At 69.6% G+C, this 15,597-nt stretch carries 18 protein-coding genes; 5 read left to right on the top strand and 13 right to left on the bottom strand.

Translation table 11 applies throughout. The annotated features are described in order from the left end of the window. Window position 1: 1 nt before the first annotated feature. Genes glgX through ABT123_RS14895 form a run of 11 tightly spaced genes read right to left on the bottom strand, consistent with a single transcriptional unit; the run spans window position 2 to window position 10,859 of the window. A complete protein-coding gene (glgX, locus tag ABT123_RS14945; RefSeq protein ID WP_351313390.1) occupies window positions 2-2,137 on the bottom strand; it encodes a glycogen debranching protein GlgX in 2,136 nt (711 codons plus the stop codon). Beyond that, window positions 2,134-2,508 (bottom strand): STAS domain-containing protein, encoded by a 375-nt coding sequence (locus ABT123_RS14940; protein ID WP_351313388.1) that lies wholly within the window; start codon window positions 2,506-2,508, stop codon window positions 2,134-2,136. Before ABT123_RS14940 ends, glgX begins: the two co-directional genes overlap by 4 nt. Before the next feature lie 38 nt (window positions 2,509-2,546). Then, a complete protein-coding gene (locus tag ABT123_RS14935) occupies window positions 2,547-4,373 on the bottom strand; it encodes an AGE family epimerase/isomerase (RefSeq protein WP_351313386.1) in 1,827 nt (608 codons plus the stop codon). Continuing rightward, window positions 4,366-4,797 (bottom strand): VOC family protein, encoded by a 432-nt coding sequence (locus ABT123_RS14930; RefSeq protein ID WP_351313384.1) that lies wholly within the window; start codon window positions 4,795-4,797, stop codon window positions 4,366-4,368. Before ABT123_RS14930 ends, ABT123_RS14935 begins: the two co-directional genes overlap by 8 nt. Next, the gene (locus tag ABT123_RS14925; RefSeq protein ID WP_351313382.1) at window positions 4,797-5,408 is read right to left on the bottom strand and encodes a DJ-1/PfpI family protein; all 612 of its coding nucleotides are present in this window, start codon (window positions 5,406-5,408) and stop codon (window positions 4,797-4,799) included. The genes ABT123_RS14930 and ABT123_RS14925 overlap by 1 nt, the downstream gene beginning before the upstream one ends. Beyond that, complete coding sequence (locus tag ABT123_RS14920; RefSeq protein ID WP_351313381.1) at window positions 5,401-7,005, bottom strand: GMC family oxidoreductase; 1,605 nt, start codon at window positions 7,003-7,005, stop codon at window positions 5,401-5,403. The genes ABT123_RS14925 and ABT123_RS14920 overlap by 8 nt, the downstream gene beginning before the upstream one ends. Window positions 7,006-7,020: 15 nt before the next feature. Next, entirely contained in the window at window positions 7,021-7,398 is a 378-nt protein-coding gene (locus tag ABT123_RS14915; protein ID WP_351313380.1) for a nuclear transport factor 2 family protein, read from the bottom strand. Window positions 7,399-7,408: 10 nt separating this feature from the next. Next, window positions 7,409-7,864 (bottom strand): nuclear transport factor 2 family protein, encoded by a 456-nt coding sequence (locus tag ABT123_RS14910; RefSeq protein WP_351313378.1) that lies wholly within the window; start codon window positions 7,862-7,864, stop codon window positions 7,409-7,411. Window positions 7,865-7,878: 14 nt separating this feature from the next. Continuing rightward, window positions 7,879-8,316 carry a nuclear transport factor 2 family protein gene (locus ABT123_RS14905; RefSeq protein ID WP_351313376.1) on the bottom strand — a complete coding sequence of 146 codons (438 nt, stop codon included), beginning with the start codon at window positions 8,314-8,316 and terminating at the stop codon, window positions 7,879-7,881. 28 nt (window positions 8,317-8,344) lie between these two features. Further along, a complete protein-coding gene (locus tag ABT123_RS14900) occupies window positions 8,345-10,018 on the bottom strand; it encodes a thiamine pyrophosphate-binding protein (protein ID WP_351313374.1) in 1,674 nt (557 codons plus the stop codon). Between the two features lie 16 nt (window positions 10,019-10,034). Next, window positions 10,035-10,859, bottom strand: coding sequence for a type 1 glutamine amidotransferase domain-containing protein (locus ABT123_RS14895; protein ID WP_351313372.1), 825 nt, complete (start codon window positions 10,857-10,859; stop codon window positions 10,035-10,037). A 256-nt stretch (window positions 10,860-11,115) separates the two neighbouring features. Between ABT123_RS14895 and ABT123_RS14890 the strand changes: the two genes are divergently transcribed. The 5 genes from ABT123_RS14890 to ABT123_RS14870 all read left to right on the top strand — a co-directional run bounded on the left by ABT123_RS14890 (window position 11,116) and on the right by ABT123_RS14870 (window position 14,594). Then, window positions 11,116-11,382, top strand: coding sequence for a UBP-type zinc finger domain-containing protein (locus ABT123_RS14890; protein WP_351313371.1), 267 nt, complete (start codon window positions 11,116-11,118; stop codon window positions 11,380-11,382). After that, the gene (locus ABT123_RS14885) at window positions 11,379-13,109 is read left to right on the top strand and encodes an FAD-dependent oxidoreductase (protein WP_351313369.1); all 1,731 of its coding nucleotides are present in this window, start codon (window positions 11,379-11,381) and stop codon (window positions 13,107-13,109) included. The genes ABT123_RS14890 and ABT123_RS14885 overlap by 4 nt, the downstream gene beginning before the upstream one ends. 60 nt (window positions 13,110-13,169) lie before the next feature. Then, entirely contained in the window at window positions 13,170-13,700 is a 531-nt protein-coding gene (gene abmR, locus ABT123_RS14880) for an ATP-binding transcription factor AbmR (RefSeq protein ID WP_351313367.1), read from the top strand. Window positions 13,701-13,788: 88 nt separating this feature from the next. Then, a complete protein-coding gene (locus ABT123_RS14875) occupies window positions 13,789-14,121 on the top strand; it encodes a putative quinol monooxygenase (RefSeq protein ID WP_351313365.1) in 333 nt (110 codons plus the stop codon). After that, complete coding sequence (locus ABT123_RS14870; RefSeq protein WP_351313363.1) at window positions 14,121-14,594, top strand: group II truncated hemoglobin; 474 nt, start codon at window positions 14,121-14,123, stop codon at window positions 14,592-14,594. The genes ABT123_RS14875 and ABT123_RS14870 overlap by 1 nt, the downstream gene beginning before the upstream one ends. A 147-nt stretch (window positions 14,595-14,741) precedes the next feature. Here the strand turns inward: ABT123_RS14870 and ABT123_RS14865 are convergent, their stop codons facing one another. Further along, complete coding sequence (locus ABT123_RS14865; protein WP_351313361.1) at window positions 14,742-15,107, bottom strand: barstar family protein; 366 nt, start codon at window positions 15,105-15,107, stop codon at window positions 14,742-14,744. Beyond that, complete coding sequence (locus ABT123_RS14860) at window positions 15,104-15,526, bottom strand: guanyl-specific ribonuclease (protein WP_351313359.1); 423 nt, start codon at window positions 15,524-15,526, stop codon at window positions 15,104-15,106. Before ABT123_RS14860 ends, ABT123_RS14865 begins: the two co-directional genes overlap by 4 nt. Between the last annotated feature and the right edge of the window lie 71 nt (window positions 15,527-15,597).

Here is a 15,597-nt window from a genome sequence, read left to right as displayed (position 1 = left end):
GTCAGTCTCCTTCGTTGGTACGGCCCACGAGGATCACCACTGCGCGCGGGCCGATGAGGTACTTGCCGGCGTTGTCCAGTTCGGTCTCCGTGCCGGGGGCGGTGATGTCGTGCGGGGCCTCGGCTCCGGTGTCGGCGAACAGGTGCCAGGTGCGCCGCCCGGGCAGGGCGGGCAGTTCCAGGTCGTGTGCCTCCCAGTGGGAGTTCATGGCCACGTACACCACGTCGTCGTCCCCGGATCCGCAGCGGGCCACCGCCAGCAGCCGGCTCTCCGGCGACCAGTCGGGCTGCCAGGCCCGTTCCCCGTGCCAGCTGATGTCGGGCAGGCCGAGGTCGGCCCGGATCGCGCCGGTGGGGTGGTCGGTGGAGCGGAGTTCGCGGTGGTACGTGCGGAAGGCGATCATCTGCCGGGTGAAATTCAGGAGTTCCGCGTTCCGCTCCACCAGGTCCCAGTCGAACCAGGAGAGTTCGTTGTCCTGGCAGTAGGTGTTGTTGTTGCCCTGCTGGCCGCGGGCGACCTCGTCGCCGGACAGCAGCATCGGGATGCCCTGGCTGGTGAGCAGGATCGCGAGGGCGTTCTTCATCTGCCGGGTGCGCAGCGCGTTGATCTCCGGGTCCTCGGTGGGCCCTTCGACGCCGCAGTTCCAGCTGTTGTTGTCGTTCGCGCCGTCGTTGTTGTTCTCGCCGTTGGCCTCGTTGTGCTTGTCGTTGTACGCGACCAGGTCGGCGAGGGAGAAGCCGTCGTGCGCGGTGAGGAAGTTGACCGAGGCGGCCGGGCCGCGGCCGGTGTACAGGTCGGGCGAGCCGGCGATGCGGGTGGCGAGCTCCCCGACGACGCCGGAGTCGCCCTTGATGAACCGGCGTACGGTGTCCCGGTACTTGCCGTTCCATTCGGCCCAGCGGCCATAGGCCGGGAAGTTGCCGACCTCGTAGAGCCCGGCCGCGTCCCAGGCCTCGGCGATCAGCTTGGTGTGCCGCAGGACGGGGTCGAAGGCGAGCATTTCCAGCAGCGGCGGGTTGGGCAGCGGGGTGCCGTCCAGGGCCCGGCCGAGGATGGCCGCGAGGTCGAAGCGGAAGCCGTCGATGTGGTAGTCGGCGACCCAGTGGCGCAGGCAGTCGAGCACGTAGTTGCGGACCACCGGGTGGTTGCAGTTGACCGTGTTGCCGGTGCCGCTGAAGTTGAAGTAGTACCCCTCCGGGGTGAGCATGTAGTAGGTGGAGTTGTCGAGGCCCTTGAAGCTGATGGTCGGGCCCTGCTCGTTGCCTTCGGCGGTGTGGTTGAACACCACGTCGAGGATGACCTCGATGCCGGCCGCGTGCAGCTCCTTGATCAGGGTGCGGAACTCGTCGCCCTGCATGCCGTAGCGTCCGGTGGCCGCGTAGCCGGCCTTGGGCGCGAAGAAGGAGACGGTGTTGTAGCCCCAGTAGTCGTAGAGCTTCTCGCCGGTCTCGGGGTTGCTGCGCGGGTTGTCGCTCTCGTCGAACTCGAACACGGGCAGCAGTTCGATGCAGTTCACCCCGAGTTCCTTCAGGTACGGGATCTTCTCCCGCAGGCCGGCGAAGGTGCCGGGGGCGGTGACCTGCGAGTTGGGGTGCCGGGTGAATCCGCGGACGTGGGTCTCGTACACGACGAGGTCCTCCGCGGGGATCTGCAGCGGGGTGTCGTCGCCCCAGTCGAAGTCCTGCAGGCAGACCCGGGAGCGGTACTGGTAGCCGCGGCTGTAGTCCGGCGGTACGCCCCACACGTCGCGGCCGGCGATCAGCCGGGCGTACGGGTCGGAGAGGACCTGGCGGGCGTCGAAGCGGTGCCCGACGACCGGGTCGAAGGGGCCGTCGGCCCGGTAGCCGTACTCGATGTTCTCGTGGTCGAGGCCGAAGACGGTCATGGCGAAGACGCTGCCCATGCGGAATTCCTCGGGGAATTCCAGCTCGGCCATCGGCTCTGCTTCGCCGCGCTTGTAGATGACCAGGGTCATGGAGGTGGCCTGGTCGGAGAAGACGGAGAAGCTGACCCCGCCGGGAACCACATTGGCCCCGAAGGGGAACGGTTTGCCGGCGCGGACGCGGTACCCGCCCACCTCGTGGGTCGGGTACGCGTCGACGCGCAGGACCTGCTCGCTGCGGGCGGCCTCGGTCATCGGGCTGCCTTCGCCCTGGCGTTGGCGTTGGCCTTGGCGTTGGCCTTGGCGTTGGCTGCCTCGGCCTCGCCGGTCTCGAAGAAGTCGAGGAAGCCGGTGGCCGACATGACGAACCGGACTTCCTCGCTCACCCCATAGAGGGTGACGGCGACCCCGGCGTGCTGGGCCTCGCGGTAGACCACGAGCAGGGTCCGCAGGCCGGCACTGGAGACATAGGTGACGGCGGTGAGGTCGATCTTCAGCGGCCGGCCCTCGCGGACCAGCGGCAGCAGGGCTTCCAGCAGGGAGCCGGAGCTCTCGCTGTTGATCTCGCCGGTGGCGACGAGCACGGTGCCCGTCTTGTTCCGGCGTTCCTTGATGTGAAGAGTCATTTCTCGTTCCCCTCTTTCCGGGGCGCCCCCGTTGACGCCTAGTTGGTCACCGGCCGCAGGCGGACCTTGACCTTGATCCGGCCCTGGACGTCGGGCAGCCGGACGGTCAGGCCGTCGGCGTCGAAGTCCGTCCACGGCTTTTCGTCGATCTCGACCGAGGCGACGGCCACCGAGCCCGCGGGCAGCAGGTCCGGCGAGACGCGCAGCACGCGGTCGGGCAGGTTGGTCGGGTCGGGCTTGAAGTGGAAGTCCATCTCCCGGCCGTTGATGAGCAGGTTGTTGTAGACCGCGGCGAGGTAGCACAGCTCCGCCGAGTGGTACATGGACATCGAGTGGCTGCCCTTGAGCCGCTCGGTGCCGAGCAGGTACGGCGTGCCGCTGGCGAGCACGTTGAAGTAGACGGCTCCCTCGTCGTGGTCGAGGAAGAAGGTGTTGTAGAAGGCCTCCGCCTGGCGGGCCTCCTTCTTGAAGTCCTCGCCGCCGAGGGTGCCGTGCAGGATGAGGTAGGCGAGGATCGCCTGCTCCTGCTGCCACCAGGCCTTGCGGTCGTGCCAGGCGAAACGGTACGTCTCCCGGGTCGCGTCGGGGGCCTTGATCCGCTCGACCACGTCGTACCAGCCGCCCCGCTGGAGGTCGCTGCCGACCTCCGGCATCAGCTCGCCGATCTTCTTCGCGAGGTCGGTGTAGGCCGGCTTGGCCTTCAGCGAGTTCATCCGGAGCAGGTTCCAGGCGATCTTCAGGTTGTGGCCGACCACCGCACGGTTCTGCTGCCAGCTGTGCGTGGTGTCGTGCGACCAGTCGCGGTGGAAGCGCTCCTGGACGAACGGGCTGTTCTTGTAGTCCGGGAAGCGGTCCGCGATGGTGTCGAAGGTGTACTCCAGGAAGTCGGCGTACCTCTGGTCGCCGGTCGCCAGGTACAGGTTGATGAGGTACGCGGGCGCATGGTCGCCGACCGAGTTCCAGTTCTTGCGCTCGGCATTCTCACCGAGGGACTCGTGGTCGGCGCTGAAGAGGATCGGGTCGATGTGCGAGTAGTAGCCGCCCTGCTCCTCGTCCTTGAAGAACTTGTCGAACAGCCGGATGGTGGCGTCAGCGTCGTTCTTGATCCGGATGTCACCGGTGACCCGGTAGGTCTGGATGGGGCCGGCCAGGGCGTAGATCTGCTCGTACATCGGGATCGCGTCGTAGTCGTCGGAGAACTCCGAGGTGAACAGCTTCCGCTCGGTGTCCCCGTCCACGCTGACGCCGTGGTACCAGAAGACCACGTCCTCCTCGCTGTCCACGACGCGCATGTGCTTGCGCAGGTACTCGGTGCCGCGCTCGGCGACCTCCAGGTACTCGTCCTTGCCGGTCAGCAGGTAGGCCGAGGCCATGCCGTAGACCAGCCGCGAGATGGTGTCGGTCTCCTGGACGTGGCTGGCGGTCTTGTCCCCGCCGAGCCGGATCTCGGTCCGGTACTCGGTGAAGTCGACCGGGCCGTCGCCGAACTGGGCCTTGCGGTAGAAGGAGGCCAGCGACTCGATCTGCTTGACCCACCAGCCGGCCTCCTCGAACCGGTAGTCCTCGGCTCCGCGGCCCAGAAACACCAGGCGCTTGGCGTCGAACCTGCCGCCCTTCTCCGGGTAGTGGACGCCGTACACGAAGAGGAAGCGGCCCGGGGAGAGCATTTCGTCGATGTGCCCGGAGGCGTCGATGTACGGCTCGTCGAGGTTGCGGACCAGCTCGGCGCTGGGGTCGCCGGCCAGCGAGACGTCGAAGGCACGGCCGTCGGCGGTCTTCAGCCGCAGCAGCCGGGACTCGGAGTCGAAGCGGCCGACGTAGCCGGCGATGGTGTCGGAGAAGGAGAAGCTCACGGCGTCAGCCATGTGTCACGTCCTTTGTAGTGTCGGCTTCGTCCTGGAACCCCTGGCTGACCTCGACGATCACGCCGTCGGGGTCGCGCAGCCAGACGGTCCGCCAGCCGCAGATGAAGTCGTCGAAGTCCAGCGGACCGAGCGTGATGTCGGCGGCGTCCCCGATGTCCGCGAGGAATGCGTCGACGCTGTCGGTCTGAAAGGCCAGATGGCGCATCCGCCCGGGGGCCTGCGGGCCATCGTTCCCGTCCGGCCCTGCGGGCGGCTCGGTGCCCGCCGGGAAGAGCTCCAGGTACGCGTCCCCCTTGCGCAGGAACACGATCTGCGCATCGCCCAGGTTCACCACCCTGGCCCGGTCGAAGCCGAAGTACCGGGTGTAGAACTCCTCGGTGGTCTTCTGGTCGGTGCAGTTGAGGCCCACGTGCGACCAGCGCATCAGCCGGCCCCCCGCCCCCGCCCGCCGGCGATCAGGTCGATGATCCGGCGGGCGAACAGGTGGTGGTGGGCCCCGGTGCGGCCGGTGACCAGGTCACCGTCGACCACCACGTCCTCGTCCACGTACTGCGCGCCCATATTGCGGACGTCGCCGATGAGGTTGTTGTGGCAGACCACCTTGCGACCGCGGACCTTGCCGGGGATGGAGGAGGCCAGCCACATGCCGTGGCAGATGATCCCCTTCAGGACCGTCGGCTCCTCGAAGGCCCGGCGGAGCAGCTCGGTGGCCGGCGCGAGCACGTCCACGTCCTCGGTGTACCGGAGCCGGTCGGCCACCATCCCGGAGGGCACGATCAGCGCCGAGTACTGGCGCAGCGCCTCGTCGCTCAGCCCCTCCAGGGACCGGTCCGCGGTGAACGGCGCCCGGTACTCGTGCCCGGAGAAGGTGATGGAGTCGTTGCCCCACAGCCGGGTCAGGAAGTCGACCTCGGCGCCCTCCTCCGCGAACCGGTGCTGGTAGTAGAAGATCTCCGGCTCGTAGAAGTCGCTCTCGACCAGGACCGCGATCCGGGTCCCGGTGAGTGCGCCCTCGCGCAGCACGGCATCAGGCACGGGACACTCCCTTCAGGAAGTCCGCCGCGCGCTCGGCGATCATCGCGATGGCGGTGTGGCAGTTGCCGGACGGCACCGCGGGCATCACGCTCGCGTCCACCACCCGCAGGTTGCGCACGCCGTGCACCCGCAGCTGCGGGTCGACCACGGCGAGGTCGTCGATGCCCATCCGGCAGGAGCCGGCCTGGTGGTGGTAGCTCTCGGATTTCTGCCTGGCGAAGGTCCGCAGCTCCTCGTCGGTGACCGTGCCCGGCCCCGGCTGGAGTTCCTGCTTGTACCAGGGCGAGAAGGCGGAGGTCGCGAAGATCTCGCGGGCCAGCTTGACGCCCTGCACCATCCGCTCCAGGTCCCAGCGGTCGCCCAGGTAGTTCGGGTGGATCAGCGGGTGGGCCAGCGGGTCGGCACTGGCCAGCCGGATCCAGCCGCGGGAGACCGGCCGGACCACGCCCGGCAGGATGGACACCGTGTTGGGGTGGTCCTGGCCGACGATCACGTCGAAGGGCACGTGGACGAAGGCGATCTGCAGGTCCGGGGCGGGCAGGCCGGGCTGCGAGGACAGGAATAGAGCGCTCTCGGAGAGGTTCTGCGCGGGTGCCGGGAGTGCCTGGGTGACCTCGGCCATCAGTCCGGTCAGCACATGGTTGTGGAAGTTCTCGCCGACGCCCGGCACGGCAGCGGTGACCGCGATCCCGTGTTCGCGCAGCCGGTCCGGGGAGCCGATGCCGGAGAGCAGCAGCAGCTTGGGCGATTCGATGGCCCCGGCCGCGACGATCACCTCGCGGCGGGCCCGGACGGTGTACGTCCCGGGCTCCCCCGTGGTGCCGTTCGCGTCCCGTACGGTCCGGCCGGCGACATCGGCGGGCGGCGCCGTCTGGACGTACTCGGCGCCGGTGCAGGTGTCCCCGTCGAACAGCAGCCGAGTGGTCTGCGCGCCGGTGCGCAGGGTCAGGTTGGGCCGGGTCAGGGCCGGTTCCAGATAGGCGGCCAGGGTGCCCTGGCGGCGGCCGTCGGCCACGTCGATGTGGTGCCAGCCGGTGCCGAACAGTCCGCGGCGCGGCCCGTCGGTGTTGAAGTCGGCGATCTCCTGGTGGCCCAGCTCGACGGCGGCGTCGATGAAGGCGCGGGAGACCGGGTTGGGGCTGTGCCGGCCGGCGTGGGTGATGCGCTGCGGGCCCTGGGTGCCGGTGGTGGCGGCGGTGACGTCCTCCTGCGCCTCCAGCAGCGCGAAGTACGGCAGCACGTCCTCGTACGCCCAGCCGGCCGCGCCCTGGTAGGCCCAGTTGTCGAAGTCCGAGGCGTGGCCGCGGATGTGCATCATGATGTAGAGGTTGCTGCTGCCGCCGGGGGCCTTGCCGCGCGGTTCGTAGGTGCGGCGGCCGTCCAGTCCGGGCTGCGGGACGCTGGTGTAGCCCCAGTCGACCGGCCCGCCGAGCAGCTTGTACCAGGAGGACGGGTCGTCCACCTCGGGCGGGATGCGGTTGCCGCCGGCCTCCAGGACGAGGACGGAGACGTCCGGGTCCTCGGAGAGCCGGTTGGCCAGGACGCTGCCGGCGGTACCGGAGCCCACGATGATGTAGTCGTACTCGGCGATCGCCATCGGTCACCGCCCCCCTCAGCCCTGGCTCAGGACCTGGAAGGGGACCGTGTCGTGGTAGTTCGCCATGTAGGCGATCTTTCCGTCGGCGATCCGGAAGAAGTTCATGACCTCGGCCTCGATGGCCGCCCCGGAGGCGCTGACCGCGCTCAGGTGGGAGACCGCCGCGGCCTTCTCGCCGTCGTTGTCCACGATGAAGTGGACGGGCTTGTTCTGGAAGACCCGGTACATGTCCCCCATGCCCTTCATCATCGAGCGCAGGGTGTCCAGGCCCTCGATGTGCCCGGCCAGCTGCTCGTCCATGACCTGGTCCGCGGCGAACAGGTCGCACCAGCGGTCCCAGTCCCCGGCGTTGGCGTACTCGTAGTACTTGGTGAGGATCTCTCGGGCGTCCATGTCCGCTCCCCTATCGGTCCCTGCGGGTGCCGTCCGGGCCGAACGGCGCCCAGAACTGGCTGAAGGCCGTGGCCGTGTCGCCGAACAGGCCGTCGCGGCCCTCGACGATCCGTCCGTCGCGCCAGCGCATGAAGTGGAAGACCTGGTAGTCCATCCGCTCGTAGCCGGACGCTCCTGCCTCGGCCGCGCCCGCCCGCTGGGCGACGTTGCGGCACACGTCGGCGGAGCAGTCCTCGCCGACCAGGATCGACTCCAGGTCCATCCGGAAGGTGCCGCCGGTGAGTTTGTGGGTCTGGCCCATGAGTTCCAGGAAGGCGTCCAGGCTCTCGTACCAGCCGGCCAGCGGATGGCTGCCGGGCACCAGCCAGCGCAGGTCCTCCGCGTAGTACTCCAGGATCCGGTCCCGGTCCCCCGAGCCCAGCGCCTGGTAGGCGGCCTGCACCCGCTCCCGTGTCACCTCGGTCATCGTCCGCCTGCCTCTCAGAGCGAGCCCGAACCGGGCATCGGTGCCAGCTCGTTGACCACATACGTCTTGATCTGCGGCCCGTCCGGGCCCGCTACGACGATCCAGGTCTGGTCGGCGTCGAAGCCGAGCCACTGGCTCCGGGCCCCCGGCGGGTCCCAGATCTTGGCCTGCCAGTTGACCAGCACCCGTACGGTGGCGCGGTCTCCCGCGTCCTCGATGACCGGCTCCACCTTGGTGACGGTGTGCACCTCGTCGAAGAACCGGTGGGTGACGGCCTCGTACCAGCGGCCGAAGCCCTGGTGGCCGGTGAAGGTGTCCTCGGGGACCCGGAACTCCAGGTCGCCGGTGATGAAGGCCAGCACCTGGTCCAGCGGAATGTGCTGGTCCAGAGCCACGTACCACTTCTCGGCGAAACTGCGGATCGCGGGCTCGGTCAGCCGCTCGGCGGGCATGGTCCCTCCCTTTCCGGGTCTTTCCGGGTCAGATCTGGATGTCGACGAGGAACGGGCCGGGATGCGCGATCATCCGGCCCACCGCCGCCACGGCCTCGTCCGGCTTCTCCACCCGCATCCCGCCGGCCCCCAGGGACCGCGCCAGCCCGGCGAAGTCGATCTCGGGGTGGGAGAGGTCGAAGGAGCCGGGGAACTCGTGCGCGGCGATGTCCCGTTCCCGCCAGTACTGCGCGATGTTGTCGTCGAGCAGCCGGTACTTGCGGTTGTTGCAGACGACGAACTTCGCGTGGATGCCGTGCCGGGCGGCGGTCCACAGGGCCTGGTAGGTGTACATGGACCCGCCGTCGCCGGCGAACCCGACGACCAGCCGGTCCGGCCGGGCCAGTTTGACCCCGACCGCGCCCGGGAAGCCGATGCCGAGGGAGCCGCCCCGGGTGAGGTGGTAGTCCCCCGGCCGCTCGGCCGGCAGATGGCGGGTGACCAGCGGCGAGGTGGTGAGCGCCTCGTCGAAGACGATCAGGTCGCCGCGGGTCCGCTCGGCCAGGGTGCGCAGGAACACGGCCATCGGCGTGCCGTCTTCCGGCGCGGGCGGCGCGGCCAGGGCCTCGCGGGCCCGCTCCCGGGTGCGTACCTCCAGCCGGGCCGCCGCGGCGGCGCGCCGCTGCGGGGTCAGTTCCCGCTCCAGTACGCCGGCCAGGGCGCGCAGCGCCTCCCGCGGGTCGGCGGCCAGCCCGAGGTCCACCGGATGGTTCTTGGCGATCTCGTAGGCGTTGAGGTCGATGTGGACGATCCGGGCGCCCTCGCGGAACGGGCTCGCCAGTTCCGGGAAGACCTCGGGGAAGACGTAGGTGCCGACGATGAGCACCCCGTCCGCGTCCGCGACCAGCTCCTTGCTGTGCGGGCCGAACATGTGGCCGGTCTGGCCGCGCCGCAGCGGGTGCGAGGCCGGGATGTTGACCTCGGAGGAGTCGACCTCGTAGACGTCCGCGCCGAGCAGCTCGGCGACGGCGGCGAGTTCCCGCTGCGCGCCGGAGAGCGAGACCCCGTCGCCGATCAGGACCACCGGCCGCTCCGCGGAGGCGAGCAGCCGGGCCGCCTGCCCCACCGATGCCGCGGAGGGGGCCACATCGGTGAGGGGCACCGTGGCGGGCAGCACGGGCTCGGAGTTGAGCTCGTCCAGCACGTCCATCGGCAGGGCCACGAACACCGGGCCGCGCGGCGGGGTGAGGGCGATCTTCACGGCCCGCCGGATGGTGCGCAGTACCGAGTTCGGGTCGGTGACCCGGGTCGCGTACTTGGTGACCGGGCGGGCCATGGCCACCAGGTCGGCGGCCATCTGGGCGTCCATGGCGTCGTACCGGACCCCGGCGTCGCCCGCGACCACCACCAGCGGGGTGTGGCCGCGGAGCGACTGGTAGAGCATGCCGATGCCGTTGCCCAGACCGACACCGGAGTGCAGCTGGAGCAGGGCGGCACCGCCGGTGGCCCGGGCGTAGCCGTCGGCGATGCCGGCGGCCACGGTCTCCTGGAGGGCGAGGATGTAGTGGAAGTCCTCTGCCGCGTCGACCGCGTCGAGGAATCCCTGTTCCACCGTTCCCGGATTTCCGAACATGATGTTCAGGCCGTCGACCTTGAACTGCTCGATCAGCCTTTCCCGTCCGGGAGTGGGCGGAGTGGGCGGCTTGTTCGGCGTGGACCCCATGACATTCCCCCTGTCGTTACCACCCGTAGCGGGTGAGACCGTCCTCCAGGACTTCCACGATCTTCTGACCCGTGAGATACGAGTCGGGGGTCGAACGTCCCGTGACGAAGGGGAAGTCCACGATCACCGATACGGGTTTTCCGAAATTGCCGTGGTATGCGCCGCGCGGGCCGGTGGCATCGCGCAGGATGTACTCCAGCGGATACGGGGGCGGGCCCATGTTGAAGTCGGTACCGAGGAATCCGGTGCCGTCCTTGTAGTCGTATTCCTTGCAGTGGCCGGTGACGTGCTTGCCCCAGATGATGCTCTTGCGGTCGCTCCAGTCCCGGGCGAAGGCCAGGCAGGCCACGCCGTAGCACTCGGCGGCGACCACCTTGCCGGCCTTCTTGAAGGCGAGGATCAGGGCGTGGACCCGCTCGTTGTTGGCGAGGTCGGCGATGGGGCCGCTGCCGCCCACGATGAGGATCGCGTCGTAGCCGGCGATGTCCGCGTCGAGTTTGTCGAGATCACGGTGGTACTGCTCGAGCTTGCGCAGATAGCCCTCGTCGCTCGTGTACGGGCGCTCGGGCACCCAGGCCTCGATGTCGAGCGGCGAGTCCAGCCGGCTCGACTGCTCGAATTCGCGCCCCAGCCGGGCGTTCTCCTCGGTGGTCACCGAGCGGCCCAGCGGGGGGTCGATGTAGTTCGCGTCGAGGCTCGGCGGAAGTGCGTGCGCACGCTTTCCGGTCGGCGTGGCGAATACGACTTCATAGCCCCGCTCGTCGAACTTCGATACGGGCCCTATCAGTTCTTCGGCCCAGTAACCGTGTTCGGAGACAATGACCAGAATCTTTCTGCTCACGGATTCCTCCAGGCGCCGCCTGTTGTCGTTGGCGTCGTCCACACTGGTGGCGCCGTGGGCCTGCGTCAAAGCGCCTGTGTGCGACTTCGTGAGGTAGACGGCCAGGTCGCAGGGACACCTCAGGAAGTCGCCGGGCGAGTTCAGGAAGTCGCTTCCGGACTTCCTGACTTCGGCCGAATCGTTGAACCGGGAGCCGATCTCCGCCTTTATCTTCTGGACGGATCACGGGGACGCTTCACGGGAAGGGACGGGGCCGATGGACACCATCTGCACGCACATCGATCAGATACGTCCGGTGCGGGCGGGCACCGAGGGCTGCGAGGAGTGCCTCGCCCTCGGCGACGGCTGGGTGCACCTGCGGATGTGCCTCAGTTGCGGGCACGTCGGCTGCTGCGACTCCTCGAAGAACCGGCATGCCACCCGGCACTTCCGGCTCACCGGGCACCCCATCGCCGCCTCCCACGAGCCGGGCGAGGACTGGGCGTGGTGCTACGCCGACAAGCTGATGCTGGACGCGGCATGAGTGCGGCACCGGAGACCGGCCGGCCCACGGGAACGGCAGCGGACAAGGCAGATCAGGCCCGGGCGGAGAACCGCAAGCCGGTCATCCTGGCGGTGGACGACGACCCTCAGGTGCTGCGGGCCGTCCGCCGCGACCTGCGCAGCGCCTACGGCGACCGGTACCGGGTGCTGGGCGCCTCCTCCGCCGCCGACGCGCTGAAGATCCTCGACTCCCTCGACGAGCGCGGCCACGACCCGGCCCTGTTCCTGGTCGACCAGCGGATGCCGGACGTGACGGGCGTGGAGTTCCTCCTCGAGGCGGTGAGCCGCTTCCCGGACGCCCGCCGGGTCCTCCTCACCGCGTACGCGGAGACGGACGCGGCGATCACCGCCATCAACCGGGTCCGGCTGGACTACTACCTGCTCAAGCCCTGGGATCCGCCGCACGAGCGGCTCTTCCCCGTCCTGGACGACCTGCTGTCGGACTGGCTGGCCACCTACCGGCCGGCCTACGACGGCATCATCGTGGCCGGCCACCTCGTCTCCCCCGGCACCCACGCCGTACGGGACTTCTTCACCCGCAACGGCCAGCCGTTCCGTTTCCTCAACGTGGAGCGCGATCCCGAGGCGCTGACCGTCATCGCCGACCGCCCGGACGGGGCCCTCCCGCTCGTCCGCTTCCCGGACGGCACGGTGCTGTCCGCACCCACGGACACCGAACTCGCCCAGCGGCTGGGGCTGTCCACCACCGCGTCCCGCCCGCACTACGAGTGCGTGATCGTCGGAGCCGGCCCGGCGGGCCTGGCGGCCGGGGTGTACGCCGCCTCCGAGGGCCTGTCCACCCTGATGCTGGACTCCCGCGCGCCCGGCGGCCAGGCGGGCACCTCCAGCCTGATCGAGAACTACCTGGGCTTCCCCTCGGGCCTGTCCGGCGGGGACCTGACCCGCCGGGCCACCATCCAGGCGTCCCGCTTCGGGGCGGAGATCCTGCACCCGGTGGAAGTGGTCTCGATCACCCGGGACGACCCGGCGAAGATCCTCACCCTGGCCGACGGCACGGAGATCTCCGCAGAGACGGTCCTGCTGGCCACCGGGGTCGCCTACAACCGCCTCGAAGCACCGGGCGCGGACCGTTTCGAGGGCGCCGGCCTGTACTACGGCGCAGCGACCACCGAGAGCTCGGCCTGCATCTCGCAGCACGTGTTCATCGTCGGCGGCGCGAACTCGGCCGGGCAGGCGGCGATCCACTTCGCCAAGTACGCGGCCCGGGTGACCATCCTGGTCCGGGCGGAGTCGCTGGACACGAGCATGTCCCGCTACCTGATCGACGAGATCGGCCGGACGCCCAACATCGAGGTCAAGGTCCGCACCACCGTCACCGCCCTGGAAGGCGGCGAGCACCTGGAACAGATCACCCTCCACAACTCCGAGACCGGAACGGACACCACGATCCCGGCCCGCTTCATGTTCACCTTCATCGGTGCCCGCCCGCACACGGACTGGCTGGCGGGCGTGGTGGAGCGGGACGACCACGGCTTCGTACTGACCGGCTCGGACCTGATCGCCAACGGCGGCGAGCTCCCGGCCGAGTGGAGCCTGGAACGGGCCCCCTATCCGCTGGAGACCAGCATTCCCGGGGTCTTCGCAGCCGGCGACGTCCGCGCCCACTCGGTGAAGCGGGTGGCCTCGGGCGTCGGCGAGGGGGCGATGGCCGTCTCCCTGATCCACCGGTACCGCTCGATGGGCTGAGAGCGAACACCGGCCGCGGAGGGTTGTGATCAAGACCACAACGGATGCAACGTTGATTACATGATTACAGCCGAACAGAGAGAAGAGCTCCGCGGCTGGTTCGCCGGCCGCCTTCCGGTGGACGTCTACGAGGAGGTCCTCGAGGTCGTGGTCGACCGCGAGGAGATCACCGTGGTCGGCCGCCCGCCGGCCGACGAGTCGGCGGCGGACTTCCGCGAACGCACCCGGGAGCAGCGCATCGAGGTGGCCCGCGAGGCCGAACAGCTCTACCGCCGGAAGGTCGCCTGGGGCGTCCGGGTGGGTGACGAGCGCATCCTGTTCACCCACCTGGCCGTCCCGGTCATGACCCGGCTCCGCCAGTCCGAACGCCAGGTCCTGGACCTCCTGGTGGCGGGCGGAGTCGCCCGCAGCCGGGCCGACGCCCTCGCCTGGTGCGTCCGCCTGGTGGGCCGCAACACCGAATCCTGGCTGGCCGACCTGCGTGACTCCCTCGCCGGGGTCCAGCGGGTCCGCGCACAGGGCCCCGACGTAACAGACACGGCAAACGGGGACGCACCGGACTCCGACTCCCAGAAGTCCGACTCCGAATGACGGAAGCCGCCCCGGGGAACCGTTGATCCGACAAGGGTGGGCGCGGCGGCGCGCACCCGCCGGGCCGATCACAGGGAAGAGGCACACCATGACCACGACCACGACCGTCGAGTACATCCGCTACCGGATCGCGTTAGACGACCAGGCCGCGTTCGAGGACGCCTACCGTCGGGCCGCCGAATCACTGGCCGCCGCGCCGCAGTGCATCGACTACGAGCTGACGCGCTGCCAGGAGGAACGCGAGCGCTACATCCTGCGGATCCGCTGGACCTCGGTCGAGGACCACCTCCAGGGCTTCCGCAAGGGCGAGCACTTCCCCGCCTTCTTCAGCGCGATCCGCCCGTACGTCACCGCGATCGAGGAGATGCAGCACTACCTCGCCACGGATGTGGTGGGCATCGGAAAGGCCACGGCACAGTAATGAGCACCCCCACAACCCCCACGATCTACGAATGGATGGGCGGCGCGGAGGCGATGAACCGCCTCACCGACGCGTTCTACGGGCACGCCCTGCAGGACGAGATCCTGGCCCCGGTCTTCGCGGGCATGGACGCCGAGCACCCGCAGCACGTGGCGGTCTGGCTCGCCGAGGTCTTCGGCGGCCCGGCCGACTACACCGCCCACCACGGCGGCCATCAGCACATGGCCACCAAGCACCTGGGCCGCTCCATCACCGAGCAGCAACGCCGCCGCTGGGTGGACCTCCTGCTCGACACGGCGGACGAGGTCGGCCTCCCGACCGACCCGGAGTTCCGGGCCGTCTTCGTCTACTACATCGAGTGGGGCACCCGCATGGCCCTGATCTACTCGGGCGACAACCCGCCCCCGGTGGACGCGGCCAAAATCCCGGTCTGGACCTGGGGCCAAACCCCACCCTGGATCCCGAAGTCCTGACCGACCCGCCCGGCGCGGGGGTCTGGGGCGGAGCCCCCGAAACGGGGTGCCGGGCGGAGCCCGGGCGCCCCGGCGGGGTCCGGGGCGGAGCCCCGGTTTCGGGAAGGGGCGGGGTGGGGGAAAGGCCCCGCGCAGCGGCCCCGCCCGCTACCGCCCCGGCTCCGGCTCCGGCGGCGCGTCAGCCAGCAGGACCTCCAGCCCCGCCCCGGCGCCCTCCACCTCCCGCCAGTACCCCACCGCCTCCTCCAGCACCTCCCGCAACGTCTCCCAGTCCCCCGGCCGCGCCCTGGCAAAGCCCCGCCAAGAACTCACCACCACCACCCGCCCCGGCGCCTCCGGCAACCACGACAGGTCGACCAAACAATCCGCCAGCGCATCCCAGTTCCGCCCGAACCACTCCGGCAGCGCAAACGCCTCCGCACAGGCATCCATCAGCCCGGCCTTGCTCCGTACGCCGTCCAGGTCGAGCCGCAGGGTCGTCCAGCCGGCCGCCGGCTGCGGGTCCAGGGTCATCGGAGAACCGCCTCGAAGGTCTGGTAGTGGTCGTCCGTGTAGTAGAGCTCCCCGCCCTGGCCCGTCACGATCCGCCGGGCCCCGCGGTCCCGCTCCCCCGGGGTTTTCACCGTGAACTCGTGGTAGTAGCCGCGCTTCTGCCTGGGCAGCAGCTTCTCGAAGTTCCCGAACACCGTCCCGTCCTGCCGGTACGGGTACGGCCCACCCCGGTCGATCAGCGCAAGGGTGTCCCGGGCCTGCGGCGGCAGATCGCCGGCCGGAACCGTCGCCATCCCCTCGGCCCACGAGGGCGTGGCGACCACGCTCGGCGAGGTGGTGGTGCCGCTCCCACAAGCCCCGACCCCCGCAGCCACGGCCAGGCACAGGACCACAGCCCCCAGCACCCGCAGCAACCGTCGGGGCACGCTCCGGAAGATCATGCGCCCGATGCTGCCAAATATCCGATTCGTACGCGAATCAGCCCAGCCCGGCCAGCCCAGCCCGCCCGGCC

Origin of the sequence: Streptomyces sp. NPDC002054 (assembly GCF_040296685.1) — a bacterium.
Lineage (GTDB): Bacteria > Actinomycetota > Actinomycetes > Streptomycetales > Streptomycetaceae > Streptomyces.
Note: the sequence above shows the minus strand (reverse complement) of the source record. Positions and strands in the feature narration are given on the sequence as shown.